The following is a 22,354-nucleotide window of genomic DNA, read 5'->3' as shown; positions in this document are numbered from 1 at the left end:
GCGATGACCTCTTCCACCGACCAAAAACAGTCCTTCAACCTGTCGCGCTGGGCGATCGCACATCCCAGTATCGCGCGGTTCCTGTTCGGGCTGATCCTGATCACCGGCGTGCTCGGCCTGATGCGCATGGGCCAGAAGGAAGATCCTGATTTCACCTTCCGCGTCATGGTCGTGCAGGCGATCTGGCCGGGCGCGTCGATCCAGGACATGGAAGATCAGGTCGTCAACAAGATCGAGCGCAAGCTGCAGGAAACCCCGCATCTCGATTTCGTCCGGTCCTACACGCGTCCCGGCAGCGCCATCATCACCCTGCAGGTCAAGGGCGACACCAATGCCACCCAGGTTGCCGATGCCTTCTACCAGGTGCGCAAGAAGGTCGGCGATATCGCCAATGAGCTGCCGCAGGGCCTGCTCGGTCCGTATTTCAACGATGAATTCGGCGACACCTTCGTGACTTTGCATTCGTTGAGCGGCGAGGGCTACAGCTATCCCGAACTGAAGACATTCGCCATCCAGGCGCGCGACATGCTGCTGACGACGCCGGGCGTCGAGAAGGCCGTCATCATCGGCGACCAGCCGGAAAAGATCTATATCGACATCTCCTCTGCCGTGCTCGCCTCGCGCGGCCTGACGCTCACCGACGTACAAAATGCCATCAAGGGACAGAACAATGTCGATCCCGCCGGCTCCGTCGATACCGGCACGCGTTCCGTGCGGATTTCGGTTGAGGGCGGGGTAACCAAACCGGCCGATATCCGCGAGCTGCGGCTACGCTCCGGCAACGAGATCACCCGTCTCGGCGATATCGCCACGGTCTCCTCAGGTCTGGAAGACCCCTACCAGCGCAAGTATCGCTTCAACGGCCAGGATAGCGTCCAGATCGGCGTGGTCATGGCCAAGGGTTACAAGGTGACCGATGTCGGCGCTGCGGTCGAGGAAACCTACAAGCGGTTTGAAACCGCGCTGCCCTATGGGGTCACCGTTGCCCAGGTTGCCGACCAGCCGGAGGTTGTCACCGAAGCCGTCGGTGAATTCATGAAGGCGCTCGGGGAAGCGCTTGTCATCGTGCTCGTCGTGTCCTTCCTGTCGATCGGCTGGCGCTCTGGCCTCGTGATCGCCATTGCCATCCCGCTCGTTCTGGCCGCCACCTTTGCCATCATGTACGAACTCGGCATCGACCTGCAGCGCATCTCGCTGGGGGCGTTGATCATCGCACTGGGGCTTCTCGTCGATGACGCCATGATCGTCGTCGAACTGATGGAGCGCAAGCTGGAGGAGGGGCTCGACAAGCTCGACGCCGCCAGCTTTGCCTATACATCGACGGCATTCCCGATGCTGACCGGCACGCTGATCACCACGGCCGGCTTCATCCCGGTCGGTTTTGCGGCATCGACGGCCGGTGAATATGTGCGCTCGCTGTTTTATGTCGTCGGCATTGCGCTGGTCGTCTCCTGGTTCGTGGCCGTCTATTTTACGCCCTGGCTCGGCTACATGATCCTCAAGCAGCGTGCGCATGCCGGCAGCCATCACGACGTCTTCGATACGCGCTTCTATCGCCGCCTGCGCTTGACCGTCGGTTGGGCGGTGCGCCACCGCGTGATCGTGCTGTCGCTGACGCTCGTCACTTTCGCGGCCAGTCTCTTTGCCTTCCAGTTCATTCCGAAGAACTTCTTTCCGCAATCATCGCGCCCGGAAATCCTTGTCGATCTCTGGCTCCCCGAAGGCACGAGCATCAAGGAAGTGGAAGGCCAGGCCAAGGCGCTGGAAGCGAAAATCCTTGACGACAAGGACAAGAAGTTCATCGCCACCTATATCGGTGAGGGCGCGCCGCGCTTCTTCCTGCCGCTCGACCAGCAACTGCGCAATCCCAATTTCGCCCAGCTTCTCGTCATGGCCAATGACGAACCCGCCCGCGAACGGCTGATCGTCAAGCTTCGCAGCATTCTGGCCGAGGACTTCCCGTCCGTGCGCGGCAAGGTCGATCGCCTGTTCCTCGGCCCTCCGACCGGCTGGCCGGTCCAGATGCGCGTGACCGGGCAGGACCGTGCGGAAGTGCGCCGTATCGCCGATCAGGTGAAGGCGAAATTTGCCGAAAACCCTGAACTTGGCGCCATTCACGACGACTGGCTGGAGCCCGTCCCGGCGATGAAGCTCATCATCGACCAGGATCGCGCCCGCGCGCTCGGCGTCTCCTCCCAACGCATCCGCCAGATGCTGCAGGCAACGATGAGCGGTGCGCCGCTCGACGATTTCCGCGATGGCGAGGAAACGGTCTCCATCGTTGCCCGCGAACCGGATGCCAACCGCCACCTCCTGTCGGCGGTGCATTCGATCTACGTCCCGACTGATTTTGGCAGCTATGTGCCTTTGTCGCAGGTTGCCAAGGTGGTGCCCGTTCTCGAGCAGGGCGTCGAATGGCGCCGCAACCGCCTGCCGACGATCACGGTGCGCGGCACGCTGCCCGACAATGTGCAGCCGAACGACGTGGCAATGAAACTCTATGCCGATATGAAGCCGCTGCGCGACAGCCTTGCGCCGGGATATTCGGTCGAAATCCAGGGCGGCGCGGAAGATGCGGCCGAAAGCCAGCAGTCGATCGCCGACAAGGCGCCGGTCATGCTTGCCGTCATCGTCGTGCTCCTGATGATCCAGCTCCAGCATTTCGGCAAGGCGATGCTGGTTCTGGCAACCGGTCCGCTCGGCATCATTGGTGCTGCCGCCGCGCTGTTGATCAGCGGCGCCCCCTTCGGTTTCGTCGCCATCCTCGGCGTCATCGCGCTGCTCGGCATCATCATGCGCAACTCGATTATCCTCGTCGATCAGATCGACCAGGATATTGCCGCAGGCATGGAGCGGACCGAAGCGATCGTCGGCTCGGCGGTGCGGCGTTTCCGCCCGATCGTGCTGACGGCGATGACGGCGGTCCTGGCGCTGATCCCGATCTCGCGCGGCGTGTTCTGGGGGCCGCTCGCCTATGCGATGATGGGCGGCATTCTGGTTGCCACCGTGCTGACCATTCTCGTCCTTCCGGCCGGCTATGCCTTGTTCTTCGGCAAGGCACCGAAGGACAAGGTTGCCGGGCCGGAGAAAGCCGGCGATGAGCCGGAAACATCCGTGTCCTATCCGGCCGCGATCGCCGCAGAATGAACCATCCTCTGCGACGGCACTCTATGGAAGCTGCCGTTGCGCAGCAATGCAAGTAGCAAAGGGAGGTCGGGTGTTGAACCGATTTAGTCCAAGGCCAGCCATCTGCTACGCGCATAGCGCATGGCTGCTCTGCAAAATTCTGCCTACGATTTAAGCTGAATCAATGTATATTGAACTCATCGAAGTGATGCACCTCCTCCCGCAGAGCTTCGATATGTAAGTGGCCTCACTCCTCCTCCCAGAGGGCACTTGCGGAATGGCAACACTCCTCCTCCCAGTTGCCGTTCGGTTTTATTCGAAAGCCTGCCGCACCTCCTCCCGCGGCAGGCTTTTTCGATTCTGAGCCTTTTTCTCTTTGTTTCCCTGACAGACATGAAAAACTGCCGCGAAATTCGACCTCGCGACGGCTCAGGCAGTTTTTGTTTTTCGATCAGCGAAGCGGCGGCGCGTAGACGAGGCCGCCATTGTTCCACAGGTTGTTCAGGCCGCGCTCGATCTTCAGCGGGCTATCCTTGCCCAGATGGCGCTCGAAGACTTCACCATAGTTGCCGACGGCCGAAATCGCCTGGAAAGCCCATTTCGGATCGAGGCCGAAATTCTTCGAAATCGCGCCGTCTGCACCGAGAAAGCGCTTCTGCGCCACAGTGCCGTCTTCCGCCGTCTTTGCCGCATTGTCCTTGGTGATACCGAGTTCCTCCGCCTCGATCATCGCAAACACGGTCCAGCGGACAATCTTGAACCACTGCTCGTCGCCCTGGCGAACGGCCGGGCCGAGCGGCTCCTTGGAGATGACCTCGGGCAGAACCATGTAGTTGTCCGGATCGGTCAGCGTCAGGCGCTGGGCGTAGAGAGCCGAAGCATCCGTCGAATAGACGTCGCAGCGGCCGGTTCCGAATGCCTGCACGGTCTGGTCGGGCTTTTCGAAGGCGATCACGTTGTACTGGATGTTGTTGGCGCTGAAATAGTCGGCCATGTTCTGTTCGGTCGTGGTGCCGGTTTCGGTGCAGACCGAAGCGCCCGATAATTCCTTGGCGCTCTTGACGCCGAGATCCTTGCGGATCATGAAGGCCTGGCCGTCATAATAGTTTGCGCCGACAAAGCTCATGCCGAGATCGGTATCGCGCGACAGGGTCCAGGTGGTCTGGCGCGACAGGAGATCGACTTCGCCCGATTGCAGGGCGGCGAACCGCTCCTTTGTGGAGAGCGGCACATATTGCACCTTGCTGGAATCGCCGAGCGTGGCCGCAGCAACCGCACGGCAGAAATCCACGTCGAAGCCCGCCCATTCGCCCTTGTCGTTCGGGCTCGAAAAGCCGAGCACGCCCTGGCTGACGCCGCAGCGTAGCGCGCCGCGTTCCCGCGCGATCTCCAGCGTGCCCGCCTGTGCTGCAGTTCCAGCCAGCGTTGCCGCTGCCAATAGTCCAAAAATTGCTGTTTTCATGATGTCGTTCTCCTCCGGTTTTTAAGTCGCACCTGTTCCGTCCGGGCAGCCCCAAGCGCTGCCAAGCTCTTTCTTGCTGGTTCTTCGCTATTGGCCGGGCCGTCAGCCCCGCGCCGTGACCGCCTCGAATGTGTCCTCAAGCACAGACAGCAGATGGTCCGCGTCACGTTTCGAGAAGATCATCGGCGGGCGCATCTTCAGCACGTTGTCATGCGGCCCCTCGGTCCCCATCAGCACGCCGCGCTGGCGCGCGCCGTTCGATACCGCGCGGGCAAATTCCGTGGCCGGTGCCTTGGTTTTGCGGTCGCTCACGAGTTCGATGCCGAGGAAAAGGCCCATGCCACGCACGTCGCCGATCACCTCGTAACGCGCCTGCATCTTGCGGAAGCCGTCCATCAGGTAGGTGCCGATCGCAAGCGCATTGCCACGCAGGTCCTGGCCTTCGATCACATCAAGCACGGCAAGGCCGACGGCGCAGGAGACTGGGTTACCGCCGAACGTGTTGAAATATTCCATGCCGTTGTTGAAGCTCTCGGCAATCTCGCGGGTGGCGACGACGGCCGCCAGCGGATGGCCGTTGCCGATCGGTTTGCCCATGGTGACGATATCGGGAACGACGCCCTGGTCTTCGAACGCCCACCAGTGGCTGCCCACCCGGCCGAAACCGACCTGGACCTCATCGGCGATGCAGACACCGCCGGCGTCGCGCACCATCCGGTAGACGTCTTTCAAATACCCCTCCGGCAGGAACACCTGACCGGCAACGCTCGGGATCGATTCGGCGATGAAGAAGCCGGGGCCTTCGCCTTTTGCCTGCATATGCGCGATCAGTTCGGCAACGCTCTCGGCATAACGCTTGCCATGCTCCCCGGCCGTCCAATCGGCCTGTGCGCGATAGCTGTCGGGAACGGGGGCCACATGCACATGCGGCTTCTTTTCTTTTCCGCCCTTGCGGCGGAACTTGTAGGGGCTGATATCGATCAGCTCCTGCGTCGTGCCGTGATAGGCCCAGTCGAGCACGATGGCGTTTTCGCGGCCGGTATGGGCGCGCATCATCCGCAGCGCCAGGCCGTTGGCTTCCGAGCCGCTGTTGACGAAACCGGCCACCGTCAGTTCCTTCGGCAGCGTCGCGGTCAGCCGCTCGGCATAGGCAACGATATTGTCGTGCAGGTAGCGCGTATTGGTGTTGAGTGTCCCCGCCTGGCGCGCCATCGCCTCCACCACCGCCGGATGCGCATGGCCGATATGGCAGACATTGTTGAAGCAATCGAGATAGGCCCGGCCGCTGTCGTCGATCATCCAGACGCCATCGCCGCGCACGAACTTGATGGGCTTGTCGTAGGAAATCGACAGGTTGGGAACCAGCAGCTCGCGGCGTAGCGTGACGATCTCCTCATGCGACCGCCCGCTCTTCTCATAGAATTCCGGTGCGATACCGGCAAAGGCGTTGGCATCCGGGAAAAGCTCGGACCAGACATCGAGATAGCGCTCCTCGCCGACGCCGAGGATTTCGGTGGCGGACAGCCGCGTATCGACCGAGAGCTGCAGGTGCAGATGCGGCGCCCAGCCGCCGTTTTCGGCAGGCGCACCCATTTCGCCGACCAGCGCCCCTGCTTCCAGGTGGTCTCCCGCCTTCAAGCGGCTAAGCGCTTCGTGGGCGAGATGGCCCCAGAGGCTGACGAAGGCCGGGCAACCCTCCGGTTCATGGCGCAGCGCAATCAGGCAGCCGTAGCCGAGCGGGTCCGGCTCGATCTCGACACTGACGACCGTGGCAGCGATCGGCGTGTAGAGCCGGGTGCCCGCAGCCATGAACAGGTCGAGGCCGAGATGGCGGGTGCGGCGCGTGTCCTCAATCAGCCGCGAGACAAACATCTCGCCGGAATAGACGGTGCGTGCCTCGCCCCAGGGGCCGATGCCGAGATCGACGCCCTGTTCGGCGCAGTAAATCTCCCAGATCGCCTGCGCCGCATCCGGCTGTTCGCCGGCGGATGTCAGCGTCATCGGATGCTGCGGATCGGCATAGGGCACCAGCGCTGCCGGATATGTGGCGGCCGGGCGGTCGAGCACCGGATGAAGTGACGTGCGGTTTGCCGCGATCCAGGCGGTGACGGCGCGCGTGCCGGGGGTGGCCTCGAAGCCGCAGGCATGGCGCAGGATGGCGGTTGCAAAACGCCGGTTCATCGCATCCATCTTGCGCAACAGCGTCCAGGCCGGCTTTTCGCTGATGGCAAGATAAGGGTTGCCGCCGGTATGGGCATGGCGTGACGCCGAGATCGTCACCGAAGTCACGAGGCGCATGGCGATCAGGTCGAAGAGAAGATCGACTTCTTCCTCAAGCAGCGGATATTCGGCATGAAAACCGCGCAGGATATCAGCGGCAGCACCGATCGGATCGGCATGATCGAGCCCGGCATAAGCAGCAGCAATGGCAACCTCGGCAATAACAGGCGCATAGAGTGCGTCGCCGAGATCGATCAGCCCGGCGATCCGGTCATGATCCTCGATGGCGACCAGCACGTTCCAGTCATTGGCATCGTTGTGAATGACCGTCGAGCGCAGCTTCGCCAGCTTCGGTTCGACAACGGTGTCGAAGCGGTCAAGGAACCGTTCCAGCAGTGCGCGGTCGTCGGCATTTGCAACATGTTGCAGCCTGTCCGCCGAGCGGCCGGCATTGCGGATGTTCCAGTCGAGATCGCGCAGGGCGCCCGGATGCATGAAACCTTGCAGGGCCCGGTCGAAGCGGCCAAGCAGGCCGCCGAGCGATGTCAGCGCGTCCGGGCTGCGGGCCGACTGCGCCAGCGGCAGGCCGGGCACCCAGCCGACAAGCCGCAAAAGATGACGCACCCCATGCGCGCTTGTCGTTTCGCCGAGGCTTGCCCCCGAGATTGTCGGGCGGATATGCGGAACCGGCAGGTCCGGGGCGTGTTCGCCGACATGGCTCAGAAGCGCCGTCTGGAAGTCGCTTTCAACAGATGGTTCGGCGGCGTTGACGATCTTAAGGATATAGATCCCGCCGGTGCTCGCCGTCACCTTGAAGTTCTGGTCGCGTTCGCTGTCGAGCGGTGAAAGCGTGCCGTCAAGGCCATAATGCTCGGCCAGCAGGCGCTTTGCGTCATCGATTGAAAAATCCGGTGTGGTCTTCAGCATATCGGTCATGATGGGTCCTCGTCTGCATGCAGAGTGGCACGGGAAGACAAAGCTTTGCATCCGGCAATATGCCGGTTGCACCGGCATTATGTTTATAATAACCGTCATCTTGCCCGTTCGCGGAAAGGCCCGACAGCATGCAGGACACAGACGCGATCGACCGCACGATTCTCAGCATCCTGTCGCGCGAGGCGCGCATCCCGATGAAGTCTCTGGCAGGCCGCATCGGGCTTTCCAGGAGTGCGACGACCGAGCGCGTCAACCGGCTGGAAAAGGCCGGGATCATCCGCGGCTACAGGGCCGATATCGGCCAGCTGGACGAGGGCCAGGTGCATGCCTTCCTGCTTTTGACGCTGAAAAAGACGCCCTCCATCGGGGTGCTCGACCGGCTGGCGGGCTTCTCCTCCGTGCGCAAGGTGTCCTCAGTCAGCGGCCAGCTCGATCTCGTCGTCGAGGTCGAAGTCGGCTCCATCAACGCGCTGAACGAGTTGAGAAACGAAGTGGCAACGATGGACAATGTCGATGACCTCACCACATCGATCGTTCTGCGCCGCGATATCGAACGCAGCTGACCTTGCTTGACTTTGCTGCGAAGGCTCACACAATGAGGAGCAGGAAAGTGACGGCATTTCCGCCGGTCTTGCCGCCGATACGGCGAAAATCGCGCAAGTATTCCGCCAAGCGGGCGATATGGCTCACCAAACTGTCCCCCGAAAAATTTGAAAGTCTTTCGCTCGCGGCGTCGAAATGGACGGCTAGCGATCTGCCGCGCGAAAACGCACAATCATAAAACCGTGAATGAGACATCCGGCCTGCCATCATGGCGGCCGGAGACTGATCGGGCAGGGGCCCTGACGAGCCATGATGGCTTGAAGATCGGTACAGTTTGGCTTGCCGCCAGAGGAGAAGGCGGCTTGGCCATTGGCATGCGCCGGGAATGGATTTTTCCGGCCAAGGGAGGAAATATGTTTGAACGGCTCTTCAAGCTGAGTGAGCACAATACCACGATCCGCACCGAACTGGTGGCGGGCGTCACGACATTTCTCACGATGTCGTATATCATCTTCGTCAATCCCGACATCCTGTCGACCACCGGCATGGATCGCGACGCGATCTTCGTCGCCACCTGTCTGGCCGCCGCACTCGGCTCGATCGTCATGGCGCTGGTCGCCAACTGGCCGATCGGCATGGCGCCCGGCATGGGCCTCAACGCGTTTTTCGCCTTTACCGTCGTTGCCGCCCTCGGCTTCACCTGGCAACAGGCGCTCGGCGCGGTCTTCATCTCGGGCCTGATCTTCGTCTTCCTGACGGTCACCGGTATCCGCAGCTGGCTGATCCAGGGCATCCCGCATTCGCTGCGCAGCGCGATCGCCACCGGTATCGGCCTCTTCCTCGGCATCATCGCCCTGAAGAATGCCGGCATCGTCGTCGACAATCCGGCAACGCTTGTCGGTCTCGGCAGCCTGAGGGAAACCGGACCGCTGCTCGCCATTTTCGGCTTCTTCGTCATCGCGGTGCTCGATGCATTGCGGGTCAAGGGGGCGATCCTCATCGGTATCCTGGCGGTCACGGTGCTGTCATGGGTCACCGGCGTCAGCCAGTTCCAGGGCGTCGTCTCGATGCCGCCGAGCATGGCGCCGACCTTCCTGCAGCTCGACATTGTCGGCGCCCTGCATGGCGGCCTGATCCATGTCATCCTCGTCTTCGTTCTCGTTGAAGTGTTTGACGCGACGGGCACGCTGATCGGCGTCGCCAAGCGAGCCAACCTGATCCAGGAAGGCCAACCGAGCCGCCTTGGCCGCGCGCTTCTGGCCGACAGCACGGCCATCGTCGCCGGTTCGCTGATGGGTACCAGCAGCACCACGGCCTATGTCGAAAGCGCGTCCGGTGTTCAGGCCGGCGGCCGCACGGGGCTCACAGCCCTCGTCATCTCGCTGCTCTTTCTTGCCGCATTGTTCATCTCGCCGCTGGCGGCCTCCGTGCCCACCTATGCGACGGCGCCGGCTCTGCTGTACGTCGCCGGCCTGATGATGCGCGAGCTCACCGAAGTCGATTGGGAAGACCTCACCGAAGCCGCACCGGCAGCGCTGACGGCTCTTGCCATGCCCTTCACCTACTCGATCGCCAACGGCCTCGCCTTCGGCTTCATCAGCTATGTCGTCCTCAAACTGTTCACTGGCAAATGGCGCGCCATCCACCCGGCCACCCTCATCGTCGCCATCCTCTTCGTCATCCGCTTCGCGTTTTTCGCGGAGTGAAACGAGGCAGCGCCTCGTTTCAGGGGAGATGAATACTGAACGGGCCGCATGCGTTGCGGCCCGTTTTTTAATGGAACGTCCCGTTATCTGGGGATTGCGTTCACAGACATTGCAAACAAGGGTTTGGCAAACAATGGAACCATCATCTTCTTTTCGCGAAGCTTGATCATGGAAACTTAGTCGTTTGTCAAAAGAGCTTAGGGTGAAACCAGCGACTGTCTGCGCAGCAGCTTCCCGCGCACCTTAAGCATCACCGCTTCATTGCCAATCCGCCAGTTCATACAGCGGCCGTATCTCAATCTCGCTCGGTCCCGGCATCGGATTGGGGCAGCGTTTCACCCAGGCCACTGCCTCATCCATGTCCTTGACATCCCAGAGCCAGAAGCCGGCCACCAGTTCGCGGGCCTCGGCGAAAGGGCCGTCGATGACGGTGCGGCGGGTGCCGTCGAAGGCGACACGTTTGCCTGCGGAAGAGGGTTTCAAACCGTCGGCATCGCGCAGGATGCCGGCTTCACGAAGCTCGTCGTTGAATTTGCCCATCGCCTCCATCATCGCCTGGGTTTCGGCTGTCGGCACAAAACCCTTTTCGCTGTCTTCGGTCGCTTTCACGAGAACCATCACACGCATCGTCAATCTCCTGGTTAGAGCAGGCCTCATCTGGCCTCACATTCTAGCGACGAACGGGCATTCCGGAAATTGACATTGTCAGCAGAAAAATTTTCGCCCGCCGGAAGGGCGGGCGATGGGACGGCTTGAACGCGGTGGATGGTTCAGCGGATCAGAAACGGCGTGTCGTAAAAATGCTCTTCGAGATTGACGCCTTCGCCGGCGCGATCGACGACGGCGAAGTCGGAGACGCCATCCAGCGGCGTCAGGATACCGTGCCAGATATTGCGGCCGATATTGACGCCCTGTCCGGGCGCCGTCCTGAAGGCAATCGGTTCGCCCGGTCCGTCCGGCGTTTCCTCAGCGACGACGACCAGGAACGGGTGTTCGCTGAGCGGAATGAACGCCTGGCTGCCGAACGGGTGGCGCTCGACCATGGTGAGTTCCAGCGGCAGCGGATAGGGCTCGCCGCGCAAGAGGCTGATCATCGGGCGGGCTTTTTCGCCCGTCGTCTCGATCCTGGCGAGATCATGATAGCGCACGCATTTTCCGGCATTGATCGGAAAGTTGTGCGCACCTTCGGTTTCCAGCACTTCGCCGAAGGGGGCGAAAGCCTCGCGGGTCAGCGGTTGAATATTGATCGTCTTCATCGTGTCCCTCCTCAGTTCGGCAGCATGTCGGTGAGGCGCAGCAGCGCGATCCGCTCGACCTGGCGGCAGGCGGTCTGGAATTCCGTTTTCCAGTCATTGCCGATGCGGCTCTGGAAGGCGGCCAGAATGTCGGCCTTGCCAAGCCCGCGCACGGCGATGATGAAGGGGAAGCCGAAGGTTTTGACGTAGCGGCCGTTCAGGATGTTGAACTGCTCGCGTTCCGCGTCTGTCAGCGCATCGAGCCCGGCGGATGCCTGTTCGCTGGTCGAGCTTTCGGTCAGCCGCTTGGCCTGCGCCAGCTTCCCGGCAAGATCCGGGTGGGCGTTGAGCACCGCCAGCCGCTCCGTTTCGCTCGCGCCGCGAAAAACGGCTGCCAGGGCCGCATGCAGGCCCAAAGCAGTATCGTTGGCCGCGCCGAGCTCGCCGGCATAGGCGCGCCTTGCGATCCAGTCCGAATGTTCGAATACGCCGCCGAATTTGGCAACGAAAACCTCTTCAGAAAGGCGCGACGGCCGATCCTCGTTCGGCTTGAAGGGAAATGTCTTTGCCCAATGCCCAGCGATATCGATGCGGCGCGCGAGCCAGACCTTGTCGTGGCTCTTCACATAATCGATGAACCGGGCGAGAGCGGCGGCGCGTCCCGGCCGTCCGGCCAGGCGGCAATGCAGGCCGACATTCATCATTTTCGGCGCGCCGTCAGCGCCTTCCGCATAAAGCACGTCGAACGTGTCTTTCAGATAGCTGAAGAACTGGTCGCCGCTGTTGAACCCTTGCGGCGTCGCAAAGCGCATGTCGTTGGTATCGAGCGTATAGGGTATCACCAGCTGGTGCCTGCCGTCATGTTCGTGCCAATAGGGCAGGTCGTCGGCATAGCTGTCGGAGACATAGGCAAAGCCGCCTTCGTCTGCCACGAGGTCGACGGTGTTTTCCGAACACCGGCCGGTATACCAGCCGCGCGGCCGCTCGCCGGTCACCAGCGTATGCAGCCGGATCGCTTCTGCGATCTGCTTGCGCTCTTCGGCTGCGTCCATGTCCTTGTGCTCGACCCATTTCAGACCGTGCGAGGCGATCTCCCACCCGGCGCTCAGCATCGCCGCCACCTGCTGCGGAGAGCGTTTCAAGGCGGTTGCGACGCCATACACCGTGACGGGAACGTCCCGCCCGGTCAAAAGCCGGTGCAGCCGCCAGAAACCGGCGCGGGCACCATATTCATAGATCGATTCCATGTTCCAGTGGCGCTGGCCCGCCCAGGCGCTGGCGCCGACGATCTCCGACAGGAAGGCTTCCGAGGCGATATCGCCATGCAGCACGCAATTTTCGCCGCCCTCCTCGTAATTGACGACGAATTGCACGGCGATGCGGGCGCCGTCCGGCCAGGCGGCGTTGGGCGCGGTCGCGCCATAGCCCTGTAGATCGCGCGGATATCTCATGAAGTCGCTCCTCCCAAAGTCTGTGATGCACCGATTTCTAAACAGAAAACGCGCGCGCCATTCCCCTTCAAAATTTTGAAAGTCTCGAACGATCAGCCCGCTACCGCAGGGAAGTGGAGTGGCCGATAGTGGCGCAATGAATGCAGTCTTCGGGAGGTGAAACGCATGCAAACTGGAACAGCCGGCCGGCTAACGACCCATGTGCTCGACACAGCGCTCGGCAAGCCCGCCGAAAACCTGCGCATCGACCTTTTCCGCATCGACGGCGAGCACGCCGAGCCGATCGGCTCTACCCGTACCAACGATGACGGCCGCTGCGATGCGCCGCTGTTGAGCGGCGAGACCATGACCTCAGGTATTTACGAGCTGCGTTTTTATGCTGGCGATTATCTCGGCCGGAAAGATGGCAGTGTATCTTTCCTCGATATCATCCCCATCCGCTTCGGCATCGCAGAGGTGTCGGCGCATTATCATGTGCCGCTGCTGCTGTCGCCCTACAGCTATTCCACCTATCGCGGGAGCTGAGCCATGACCGTCCAGATCCGCAGCTCCATCCGTTTCCTGCTCAATCACCGCCTGGTCGAACTCTCGGCCGTCTCGGCAGTTCAGACCCTGCTCGATTTTCTGCGCATCGACCGCAATCTGCGCGGCACCAAGGAAGGCTGCGCCGAAGGCGATTGCGGCGCCTGCACGGTGCTGGTCGGGCGCCTGTTGGATGGCCGGCTGAAATATGAGAGCGTCAACGCCTGCATCCGTTTCGTCGGCTCGCTCGATGGCTGCCATGTCGTCACGGTGGATTCGCTTGCGTCGCCCGGTGGCCCGCTGCATCCGGTGCAGCAGGCGATGGTCGATACGCATGCCTCGCAATGCGGCTTCTGCACGCCCGGCTTCGTGATGTCGCTCTATGGTCTCTGGATGGAAAATCCGAAACCGTCCGTGACCGAAATCGAAAAGGCGCTGCAGGGCAATCTCTGTCGCTGCACCGGCTACGCCGCCATCATCCGCGCCGCCGAGGCCGTGTCGGTGATCGGCGATCTCGACCGAGATCCGCTGGTCGCGGAACGCGCCACGATCATCCAGAAACTGGAGGGGCTGAAGGACGGCAAGCGCGTCGAAATCGGCGAAGGCTCCGAGCGCTTTCTGCTGCCGGCCTCTGTCGATGATCTCGCCGATATCTACGAGGCCGAGCCGAAGGCCCGGATCGTCGCCGGCTCCACCGATGTCGGTCTGTGGGTGACGAAATTCATGCGCGATATCGCCCCCTTGGTGCATCTCAGCCATCTCGACGAGTTGCGCCGCATTGAGATCGATGCGACCGGCATCACCTTTGGCGCCGGCGTCAGCTACACGGAATCCTTTCCGCTGATTGCAAAGCACTTTCCGCAGCTCACCGAACTCTGGAACCGCATCGGCGGCCAGCAAGTGCGCAACATGGGCACGATCGGCGGCAACATCGCCAACGGCTCGCCGATCGGCGATACGCCTCCCGCCCTGATCGCGCTCGGTGCGTCCGTCGTTCTGCGCAAGGGCCGGGTGCGCCGCACCGTCCCGCTCGAACGCTTCTTCATCGAATATGGCAAGCAGGATCGCCAGCCCGGCGAGTTCGTCGAGGCCGTGCGCATCCCGTTCCTCAATCAGAATGCGCGCTATGCGGTCTACAAGATCACCAAGCGGCTGGACGAGGACATCTCCGCCGTCTGCGGCGCCTTCCACTTGGCCTTCGACGGGAGCGGTAAAGTCAGCGACGCCGTGATTGCCTTTGGCGGCATGGCGGGGACACCCCAGCGGGCTGAACATGCCGAAGCGGCTTTGACGGGTGCAGAGTTGACTGAAGCCACGGTCGAGACCGCGATGGAGGCGCTCGGCAAGGACTACACGCCGCTGACCGACTGGCGCGCATCGGCCGATTACCGCCTGCTGGTCGCAAAAAACCTGCTGCGCCGCTTCTATCTGGAAACGCAGGGCGCCGCGCCGGTGCGGCTTGACCGCAAGCAGGCCGTGTGAGGAGAAGATTATGAACGTCATGCAGCCTATCGACCGCATCCGCGGCGGCGTCCACGAAAACGAACGGCACGAATCCGGCCACAAACATGTGACGGGAACAGCCGAATATATCGACGATATTCCCGAACCCGCAGGCACCCTGCACGCCTATCTCGGCCTGTCGCAGCGCGCCCATGCGCAGATCCTGTCGATCGATTTTGCGGCGGTGACATCCGCGCCGGGCGTCATCGGCGTGCTCACCGCCGACGATATTACCGGCGAAAACGACGTCAGCCCGGCGCACAAGCATGACGATCCGGTTTTTGCAACAGACAAGGTCGAGTTTCACGGTCAGCCTATTTTCGCCGTCATCGCCGAAACCCGCGATGCCGCCCGCCGCGCCGCCGCGAAGGTCAAGATCGAATATCAGGACCTGCCGCATGTCACCGATGTGCTGGAGGCTGCCGCCGCCAATTATCCGCTGGTCATCGATCCCCTGAAGCTGGAGCGTGGCGATATCGCCGCCGGTTTTGCCAAGGCAAAGCATGTGCTCGAAGGGGAGATGCGGATCGGCGGGCAGGATCACTTCTATCTCGAGGGCCACATTTCCTTTGCCATTCCCGGCGAAGACGATGAAATCACGCTCTATTCCTCGACCCAGCATCCAAGCGAAACCCAGCACATGGTCGGCCAGGTGCTCGGCGTCGCTTCCAATGCCGTGACCATCAACGTGCGCCGCATGGGCGGAGCCTTTGGCGGCAAGGAAACGCAGGCGAACCTGTTTGCCGCCGTCGCAGCACTCGCCGCGAGGAAATATCGCTGTGCGGTGAAAATCCGCCCGGACCGCGACGATGACATGACGGCCACCGGCAAGCGCCACGATTTTCATGTCGGCTACAAGGTTGGCTTCGACGATGACGGCCGGATCGAGGCCGTTGACGCGACGTTCTCCGCCCGTTGCGGGTTCTCGGCCGATCTCTCCGGCCCGGTCACCGATCGCGCACTGTTCCATGCCGACAATTGCTACTTCTATCCACATGTCCGGCTGCGCTCGCGGCCGCTGAAGACCAATACCGTTTCCAACACCGCCTTCCGCGGCTTCGGCGGACCGCAGGGCATGGTCGGCGGCGAGCGGATGATCGAGGATGTGGCCTATGCGCTCGGCAAGGATCCGCTCGATATCCGCAAGCTTAATTTCTACGGCGGCGAGGGGCGCAACCTCACGCCCTATCACCAGACTGTCGAAGACAATATTATCGGCCGGATCATCGAGGAGCTGGAAACGTCCTGCGATTATGCGGCACGGCGCGAAGAAGTACTTGCCTTCAACCGTAAGAGCCAGATCATCAAGCGCGGGATTGCGCTGACGCCGGTCAAGTTCGGCATCTCCTTCACCAAGACGGAATATAACCAGGCCGGCGCGCTCGTGCATGTCTATGCGGATGGCTCGATCCATCTCAACCACGGCGGCACGGAAATGGGGCAGGGGCTCTACACCAAGGTCGCGCAGGTGGTGGCCGATGAATTCCAAGTCGATCTCAACCGCATCAAGGTGACGGCGACGACGACCGGCAAGGTGCCGAACACGTCGGCGACGGCGGCTTCTTCCGGCTCCGACCTCAACGGCATGGCCGCCGCCAATGCGGCCCAGCAGATCAAGGCACGGCTGGTGACGTTTGCGGCCGAGCGCTGGGGCGTGAGCGAGCGCGATATCGCCTTCGAGCCCAACACGATCCGCATCGGCGCTGAGCGCATCGCCTTTGCCGATTTTATTAAGCTCGCCTATGGAGCGCGCATCCAGCTGTCGGCTGCCGGTTTCTACAAGACGCCGAAGATCCACTGGAATCGTTCGGAAGGCCGGGGCCGGCCATTCTTTTATTATGCGTACGGCGCCTCGTGCTCCGAGGTCAGCGTCGATACGTTGACGGGCGAATATCAGGTCGATCGTACCGATGTCCTGCATGATGTCGGCAAGTCGCTCAATCCGGCGCTGGATATCGGCCAGGTCGAGGGCGCTTTCGTCCAGGGCATGGGCTGGCTGACGACGGAAGAATTGTGGTGGGACGCCAAGGGGCGGCTGCGCACTCATGCGCCCTCCACCTACAAGATCCCGCTCGCGTCCGACCGTCCCCGCATCTTCAACGTCAAGCTTGCCGAATGGTCGGTCAACCGCGAGGACACGATCCGCCGCTCCAAGGCCGTCGGCGAGCCGCCTTTCATGCTGCCGATCTCGGTTCTGGAAGCAATCTCGATGGCGGCGGCGAGCGTTGCGGAGTATCGTATCGCACCGCGCATCGATGCGCCGGCGACACCGGAACGGGTCTTGCTTGCCATCGAGCGGCTGCGCCGCGCGGCAAAGAACGGGTGAATGGCATGGCTGCCAAGCGCGAAGACATCAGGGAATTCCTGCGCCGCGAACCGGACTGCGTGTTCGTCGAGGTGACGGGTGCTGCCGGCTCGACGCCGCGTGATACCGATGCCTGGATGCTGGTGGCGGCCGATTGCATCTTCGGCACGATCGGTGGCGGGCAGCTCGAATATATGGCGATCGACCACGCGCGGCGGGCCCTTCGCCATGGTCGTCCGGCCGAAGCCATGAGCGTTCCACTCGGACCCGAAATCGGCCAATGCTGCGGCGGCCGGGTCGGACTTTCCTTTACGGCGATGACCACGGAGCTCGCCATGTTTCTCATCGCCCGCAGCGACCGCGAAATGGCGTCGCGTCCGCATGTCTACGTGTTTGGCGCCGGTCATGTCGGCGATGCGCTGGCCATGGCGCTGTCGCTGGTTCCCTTGCGCATCATTCTCGTCGATACCCGCGAAGTGGAACTTTCCGCATCGAACATTCCAGGCATCGAAACCTGCCTGACGGCGATGCCTGAAGCCTTGGTCCGCGACGCCCCGGCGGGCAGTTCCTTCGTTGTCCTCACCCATGATCACGCGCTGGATTTTCTCATTACCGCCGAGGCGCTCCGCCGCCAGGACGCCGCTTATGTCGGCATGATCGGCTCGAAGACGAAGCGCGCGACCTTCAAGAACTGGCTTTCCCGCGAAGTCGGCCGCCCCGAACTTTTTGACCGCCTGATCTGCCCGATCGGCGGCACGGCGGTAAAGGACAAGCGGCCAGCAGTGATTGCGGCTCTGGCAGCGGCGGAGATCATGACGGCGGCGTTGAATTGCGGCAATGGCAGCGATCTTCGGCTGCAGAGCAGCAGAAACGCGCCGGCCAAAGCGAGCGCGTTGCGCTGAGCTTTGCGGGCTTCCAACGTCAGCCTGGCCGCTTCAAAAAGAAAAGTCGCGACCGGAAAAATCAATTCTTTCCGGCTGGAAATCATTGTCGAATCGGGAAAGTGGATCTGCAAGCGCTTCGAGCAGGCTCATTTGCTTATTGAAATTCTGCTGGAAATCCTTGTAGTTGAGCAAGACATAGCGGGGTTCGCCATGTTCCGTGATGACAAGCGGCTGCTCGTCAGCCGCTCTCTTCGCTGCCATAGGGTTTCTGCTGACGGCGGTACTGCTCATTGAAGCGAATTTCATGCTCGGACCTCGAAATCGGGGTTTCAAGAGTATTTAATTTAAACTTCTCACTCCAGCATCTTGCCGATCATTCTTTGACAGCGTTCAGCCATGAAATCGATCATCAGGCGGACTTTCGGGTCCTGAAAACGTTTGTGCGGATAGATCGCGGCAAGCTGGACGCTGGCGGGGGGCGTGTCCTTGAGGATTTCGACCAGGGCGCCGTCGTTGAGATAGCTTTTCACTTCGAACAGCGGCTTGTTGATGATGCCCCGGCCCTCGAGCGCCCATTGGGTCAGGACGTCGCCATCGTCGCTGTCGTAGGGGCCGCCGATTTCCAGTTTGCGCGGGCCGTCCGGGGTCTGCAGCGTCCAGTAATATTCCTTGGAGCCTGGATAGCGCAGGAGCAGGCAGTCGTGCTTGTCGTCGATCAGCGCATCCGGCGTCTCCGGCGTGCCGCGTTTTGCCAGATAGCCGGGGGCGGCGCAGACGACGCGCTGACAGTTGAGGATGCCGCGCATGCGAAGATTGGAATCCTCGAGCACGCCGAGCTTGAAGGCGACATCGACGCCTTCGCTGAGGATATCGACATTGTGGTCGGAGAGGCGCAGCCGCACCTCGATATCCGGGTATTTATCGTGGAATTCAGGGATGCCCGAGGCGATCAGCCGGCGGCCGATGCCCAGCGGCGCGGTTATCCTGAGCGATCCCTTCGGATTGTGCGAGAGATCGGCAATCGCGCTTTCCGCCTCGTTGACCGCCTCGATGATCTTGACGGCGCCCAGATAGAACACACGGCCATGTTCGGTCGGCGACAGCTTGCGCGTCGTGCGATTGAACAGGCGTACGCCAAGGTGCCGTTCCAGCTCCTTGATGCGGTTGCTGGCGACGGCCGGCGTCACCCGCTGGTCGCGGCCGGCCGACGAGAGGGTGCCGAGTTCAACGACGCGGACGAAGACGCGGATATTATCGAGATAGGACATGACACCCTTCTACCACAGGCAGGAACCGACCACAGCCGGGTTGATCTTATAGATTTTTTTGAAAGTGTTGGGGATTAACCGGCATTTCGGTTGATATCGCGCGGTGGCAGAAGTCTCCCAAACAGGGAGGCCTTTATGTATGAATACGCCATTGCCTGGGACTGGCTGACCTTCGCCGTCCGCTGGCTCCACGTCATCACCGCCATCGCCTGGATCGGCTCGTCCTTTTATTTCGTCGCGCTCGACCTTGGCCTGCGCAAGCGGCCTGACCTTCCGGCCGGTGCCTATGGCGAGGAATGGCAGGTGCATGGCGGCGGCTTCTACCACATCCAGAAATATCTCGTCGCGCCCGCCAACATGCCGGAACACCTGATCTGGTTCAAATGGGAAAGCTATGTCACCTGGCTGTCCGGCTTCGGCATGCTGTGTCTGGTCTATTATGCCGGCGCCGATCTCTACCTGATCGACCCCAATGTGCTGGATGTTTCCAAGCCGGTTGCCATCGGCATCTCGCTGGCCTCGCTCGCCTTCGGCTGGATCATCTACGACCTGCTCTGCAAGTCGCCCTTCGGCAACGACAATACGCGGCTGATGGTGGCGCTCTATTTCATCCTGGTCGCGGTGGCGTGGGGGTATACGCAGCTGTTTACCGGCCGCGCCGCCTTCCTGCATCTGGGCGCCTTCACGGCGACCATCATGTCGGCCAACGTCTTCTTCATCATTATGCCGAACCAGCGCATCGTCGTCGCCGACCTGATCGCCGGGCGCACGCCGGATGCGAAATACGGCCGGATCGCCAAGCAGCGCTCGACGCATAACAATTACCTGACACTGCCCGTTCTGTTCCTGATGCTGTCGAACCACTATCCGTTGGCCTTCGGCACCCAGTTCAACTGGATTATCGCCTCGCTGGTGTTCCTGATGGGCGTGACCATCCGCCACTATTTCAACACCCGCCACGCCAATACCGGCAATCCCACCTGGACCTGGCTTGCGACCGTGCTCCTGTTCATCGTCATCATGTGGCTGTCGACCGTGCCGAAGGTCCTGACCGGCGAGCCCGAACAGGTCTCTGCGGCGCAGCAGCCTTTCGTCACGGCGGAGGCCTTTCCCAGGGTGCGCGACACAATCCTTGGCCGCTGCGCCATGTGCCATGCGCAGGAACCGGGCTGGGAAGGCATGATCAAGCCGCCCAAGGGCGTGGTGCTGGAGAGCGATGCTCAGATCGCCAATCATGCGCGGGAGATCTATCTGCAGGCCGGACGCAGCCACGCAATGCCGCCGGCAAACGTGACGGCCGTGACCGACGACGAGCGCAAGCTTCTGGTCGCCTGGTACGAGACAGTTGTGAATGGAGGAAAAACCCAATGAGCGAACTCCTGATCCGTGGACGTGTGCTGACCTTTATCGATGAGCCCAAGAGTATCGATGATACCGCATCCTATCGGACCGTGGACGATGGCGCGGTTCTGGTGCGCGACGGCAAGATCGCCGCCGTCGGCGATTACGACGATATCCGCAACTCTGCCGGTCCTGGCGTTGCGGTGGCCGATCACCGGCCCAATCTCATCCTGCCGGGATTGATCGATACGCATCTGCATTTCCCGCAGACCCAGGCGATCGCGTCCTATGGCGCGCAGCTGATGGAATGGCTGAACACCTATATTTTCGTCGAGGAACAGAAATTCGCCGAGCCGGACCATGCGGCCTTCATTGCCGGCCGGTTCATGGACGAGCTGCTGTCGAACGGCACGACGACGGCTGTTGCCTATTGTTCGGTGCATCCGCAAAGCGTGGACGCCTATTTCACGGCGGCCGAACAGCGCGGCATGCTGATGGTCGGCGGCAAGGTGATGATGGACCGCAATGCGCCGGACGCGCTGCGCGACACGCCGCAAACGGGCTATGACGAGACCAAGCGGCTGATCGGAAAATGGCATGGACGGGGCCGGGCGCACTATGCGATCAGCCCGCGCTTTGCCATCACCTCGACGCCTGAGCAGATGGAGATGAGTCAAGCGCTGGTGGCCGAACATCGCGATTGCTATGTGCAGACGCATCTCTCCGAAAACAAGGACGAGATCGCCTTTGCCACCTCGCTTTATCCGGATGCCAAGGATTACACCGATATTTATGCCCGCTATGATCTTCTGACGGAGAAGACTTTGCTCGGGCATTGTATCTATCTGAGCGACCGGGAAATCTCGGTGCTGGCCGAGACCGGCGCGGTCGGCGTGTTCTGCCCGACATCCAACCTCTTCCTCGGCTCTGGCCTGTTCGACCGCGACCGGTTCGACCGGCTCGGCGCCCGCTGGTCGGTGGCGACCGATGTCGGGGCGGGCACCAGCTTCTCGATGCTGGAAACGATGGACGAGGCTTACAAGGTGCTGCACCTGCAGGGCCAACGGCTGTCGCCGCTCAATTCCTTCTATCGGATGACGCTCGGCAACGCCCGGTCGCTCGGGCTCCAGGACCGTATCGGCTCGCTGCATGTGGGCGCCGACGCCGATATCGTCGTCCTCGATTCCAGCGGCAAATCGGCGATGGAACTGCGGATGCGCACCGCAAAATCGCTGGTGGAAGAGCTGTTCATTCTGCAGACCATGGGCGACGACCGGTGTGTGACCGAGGTCTATGTGGCCGGCAAGGCGATGAAAACGCGCAAGGCCGGTATTCCGGCACGGACGCTGGAGACAGCGTGATTGGTTTACCCTCCCCTTGATGGGGAGGGTCGGAGCGAAGCTCCGGGGTGGGGTGATCTGCGGCATATGCGATTGACAATGGTGCTCGCGGTGGTCACCCCCACCCGCCGCGCTGCGGCGACCTCCCCCCTCAAGGGGGAGGTGACATTGCGGCACCCGCAACGTTCCTCTTTCTCTGTGACCAATCGCCCTGTGTTTCAAGGGACAGATTGTTTGAACTCTCCCCTTGAGGGGGAGGGTCGGAGCGAAGCTCCGGGGTGGGGTGAACTGCGGCATATGTGATTGACTATGGCGCTCGCGGTGGTCACCCCCACCCGCCGCGCTGCGGCGACCTCCCCCCTCAAGGGGGAGGTGGACTTCCCTCTTCTCCCCGGCGGGGAGAAGGTGCCCGAAGGGCGGAAGAGGGGGCGGTTCGGCGTGGAGCGGACGGCTTTTCATTCTGGTGTTTTTTCAGATTTTCCATTTTCAGTTTCGCCGTGTTTTAGACTTGA

Annotated in this window: 15 protein-coding genes and 1 pseudogene; 9 read left to right on the top strand and 7 right to left on the bottom strand. The window is 61.7% G+C overall.

All coding sequences use genetic code 11. From position 1 onward, the window contains the following. The first annotated feature begins 3 nt into the window (after window positions 1-3). The gene (locus ASD32_RS04470; protein WP_060636691.1) at window positions 4-3,147 is read left to right on the top strand and encodes an efflux RND transporter permease subunit; all 3,144 of its coding nucleotides are present in this window, start codon (window positions 4-6) and stop codon (window positions 3,145-3,147) included. A gap of 430 nt (window positions 3,148-3,577) precedes the next feature. Here ASD32_RS04470 and ASD32_RS04465 read toward each other — a convergent pair whose 3' ends face one another. Together ASD32_RS04465 and ASD32_RS04460 are read right to left on the bottom strand one after the other, a co-directional pair. Further along, on the bottom strand, window positions 3,578-4,588 hold the full coding sequence (locus ASD32_RS04465; protein ID WP_060636690.1) for an amino acid ABC transporter substrate-binding protein: 1,011 nt from the start codon (window positions 4,586-4,588) through the stop codon (window positions 3,578-3,580). Between the two features lie 102 nt (window positions 4,589-4,690). After that, window positions 4,691-7,744 carry an aminotransferase class III-fold pyridoxal phosphate-dependent enzyme gene (locus tag ASD32_RS04460; RefSeq protein WP_060636689.1) on the bottom strand — a complete coding sequence of 1,018 codons (3,054 nt, stop codon included), beginning with the start codon at window positions 7,742-7,744 and terminating at the stop codon, window positions 4,691-4,693. A gap of 79 nt (window positions 7,745-7,823) precedes the next feature. On the opposite strand from ASD32_RS04460, the pseudogene ASD32_RS04455 reads away from it, so the two are divergent. Together ASD32_RS04455 and ASD32_RS04445 are read left to right on the top strand one after the other, a co-directional pair. Continuing rightward, window positions 7,824-8,307, top strand: a pseudogene (locus ASD32_RS04455) (Lrp/AsnC family transcriptional regulator). A 393-nt stretch (window positions 8,308-8,700) separates the two neighbouring features. Next, on the top strand, window positions 8,701-9,993 hold the full coding sequence (locus ASD32_RS04445) for an NCS2 family permease (protein WP_060636917.1): 1,293 nt from the start codon (window positions 8,701-8,703) through the stop codon (window positions 9,991-9,993). A 258-nt stretch (window positions 9,994-10,251) separates the two neighbouring features. Here ASD32_RS04445 and ASD32_RS04440 read toward each other — a convergent pair whose 3' ends face one another. The 3 genes from ASD32_RS04440 to puuE all read right to left on the bottom strand — a co-directional run bounded on the left by ASD32_RS04440 (window position 10,252) and on the right by puuE (window position 12,679). Then, window positions 10,252-10,620 (bottom strand): YciI family protein, encoded by a 369-nt coding sequence (locus ASD32_RS04440; RefSeq protein WP_060636686.1) that lies wholly within the window; start codon window positions 10,618-10,620, stop codon window positions 10,252-10,254. 143 nt (window positions 10,621-10,763) lie between these two features. Next, a complete protein-coding gene (locus ASD32_RS04435) occupies window positions 10,764-11,249 on the bottom strand; it encodes an ureidoglycolate lyase (RefSeq protein ID WP_060636685.1) in 486 nt (161 codons plus the stop codon). Window positions 11,250-11,260: 11 nt separating this feature from the next. Then, window positions 11,261-12,679 (bottom strand): allantoinase PuuE, encoded by a 1,419-nt coding sequence (gene puuE / locus ASD32_RS04430; protein WP_060636684.1) that lies wholly within the window; start codon window positions 12,677-12,679, stop codon window positions 11,261-11,263. 165 nt (window positions 12,680-12,844) lie between these two features. Here puuE and uraH point away from each other — a divergent pair, with 165 nt between their 5' ends. The 4 genes from uraH to xdhC are packed head-to-tail and all read left to right on the top strand — an operon-like array spanning window position 12,845 to window position 17,911. Then, a complete protein-coding gene (gene uraH, locus ASD32_RS29400) occupies window positions 12,845-13,204 on the top strand; it encodes a hydroxyisourate hydrolase (protein ID WP_060636683.1) in 360 nt (119 codons plus the stop codon). A gap of 3 nt (window positions 13,205-13,207) precedes the next feature. Beyond that, window positions 13,208-14,683 (top strand): xanthine dehydrogenase small subunit, encoded by a 1,476-nt coding sequence (gene xdhA, locus ASD32_RS04420; RefSeq protein WP_060636682.1) that lies wholly within the window; start codon window positions 13,208-13,210, stop codon window positions 14,681-14,683. Window positions 14,684-14,693: 10 nt separating this feature from the next. Continuing rightward, window positions 14,694-17,030 carry a xanthine dehydrogenase molybdopterin binding subunit gene (gene xdhB / locus ASD32_RS04415; RefSeq protein ID WP_060636681.1) on the top strand — a complete coding sequence of 779 codons (2,337 nt, stop codon included), beginning with the start codon at window positions 14,694-14,696 and terminating at the stop codon, window positions 17,028-17,030. Between the two features lie 5 nt (window positions 17,031-17,035). Then, window positions 17,036-17,911, top strand: a complete 876-nt coding sequence (xdhC, locus tag ASD32_RS04410) for a xanthine dehydrogenase accessory protein XdhC (RefSeq protein ID WP_060636915.1) — start codon at window positions 17,036-17,038, stop codon at window positions 17,909-17,911. Between the two features lie 33 nt (window positions 17,912-17,944). Here the strand turns inward: xdhC and ASD32_RS04405 are convergent, their stop codons facing one another. After that, the gene (locus ASD32_RS04405) at window positions 17,945-18,184 is read right to left on the bottom strand and encodes a type II toxin-antitoxin system prevent-host-death family antitoxin (RefSeq protein ID WP_162252638.1); all 240 of its coding nucleotides are present in this window, start codon (window positions 18,182-18,184) and stop codon (window positions 17,945-17,947) included. A gap of 62 nt (window positions 18,185-18,246) precedes the next feature. Then, the gene (locus ASD32_RS04400) at window positions 18,247-19,161 is read right to left on the bottom strand and encodes a LysR family transcriptional regulator (protein WP_060636679.1); all 915 of its coding nucleotides are present in this window, start codon (window positions 19,159-19,161) and stop codon (window positions 18,247-18,249) included. Between the two features lie 135 nt (window positions 19,162-19,296). Here ASD32_RS04400 and ASD32_RS04395 point away from each other — a divergent pair, with 135 nt between their 5' ends. Together ASD32_RS04395 and guaD are read left to right on the top strand one after the other, a co-directional pair. Further along, complete coding sequence (locus ASD32_RS04395; RefSeq protein WP_060636678.1) at window positions 19,297-20,532, top strand: urate hydroxylase PuuD; 1,236 nt, start codon at window positions 19,297-19,299, stop codon at window positions 20,530-20,532. Then, window positions 20,529-21,863 carry a guanine deaminase gene (guaD, locus tag ASD32_RS04390; RefSeq protein ID WP_060636677.1) on the top strand — a complete coding sequence of 445 codons (1,335 nt, stop codon included), beginning with the start codon at window positions 20,529-20,531 and terminating at the stop codon, window positions 21,861-21,863. The genes ASD32_RS04395 and guaD overlap by 4 nt, the downstream gene beginning before the upstream one ends. Window positions 21,864-22,354: the final 491 nt, after the last annotated feature.

Source organism: Rhizobium sp. Root483D2 (assembly GCF_001426685.1).
GTDB classification, from domain to species: domain Bacteria; phylum Pseudomonadota; class Alphaproteobacteria; order Rhizobiales; family Rhizobiaceae; genus Pararhizobium; species Pararhizobium qamdonense.
Note: the sequence above shows the minus strand (reverse complement) of the source record. Positions and strands in the feature narration are given on the sequence as shown.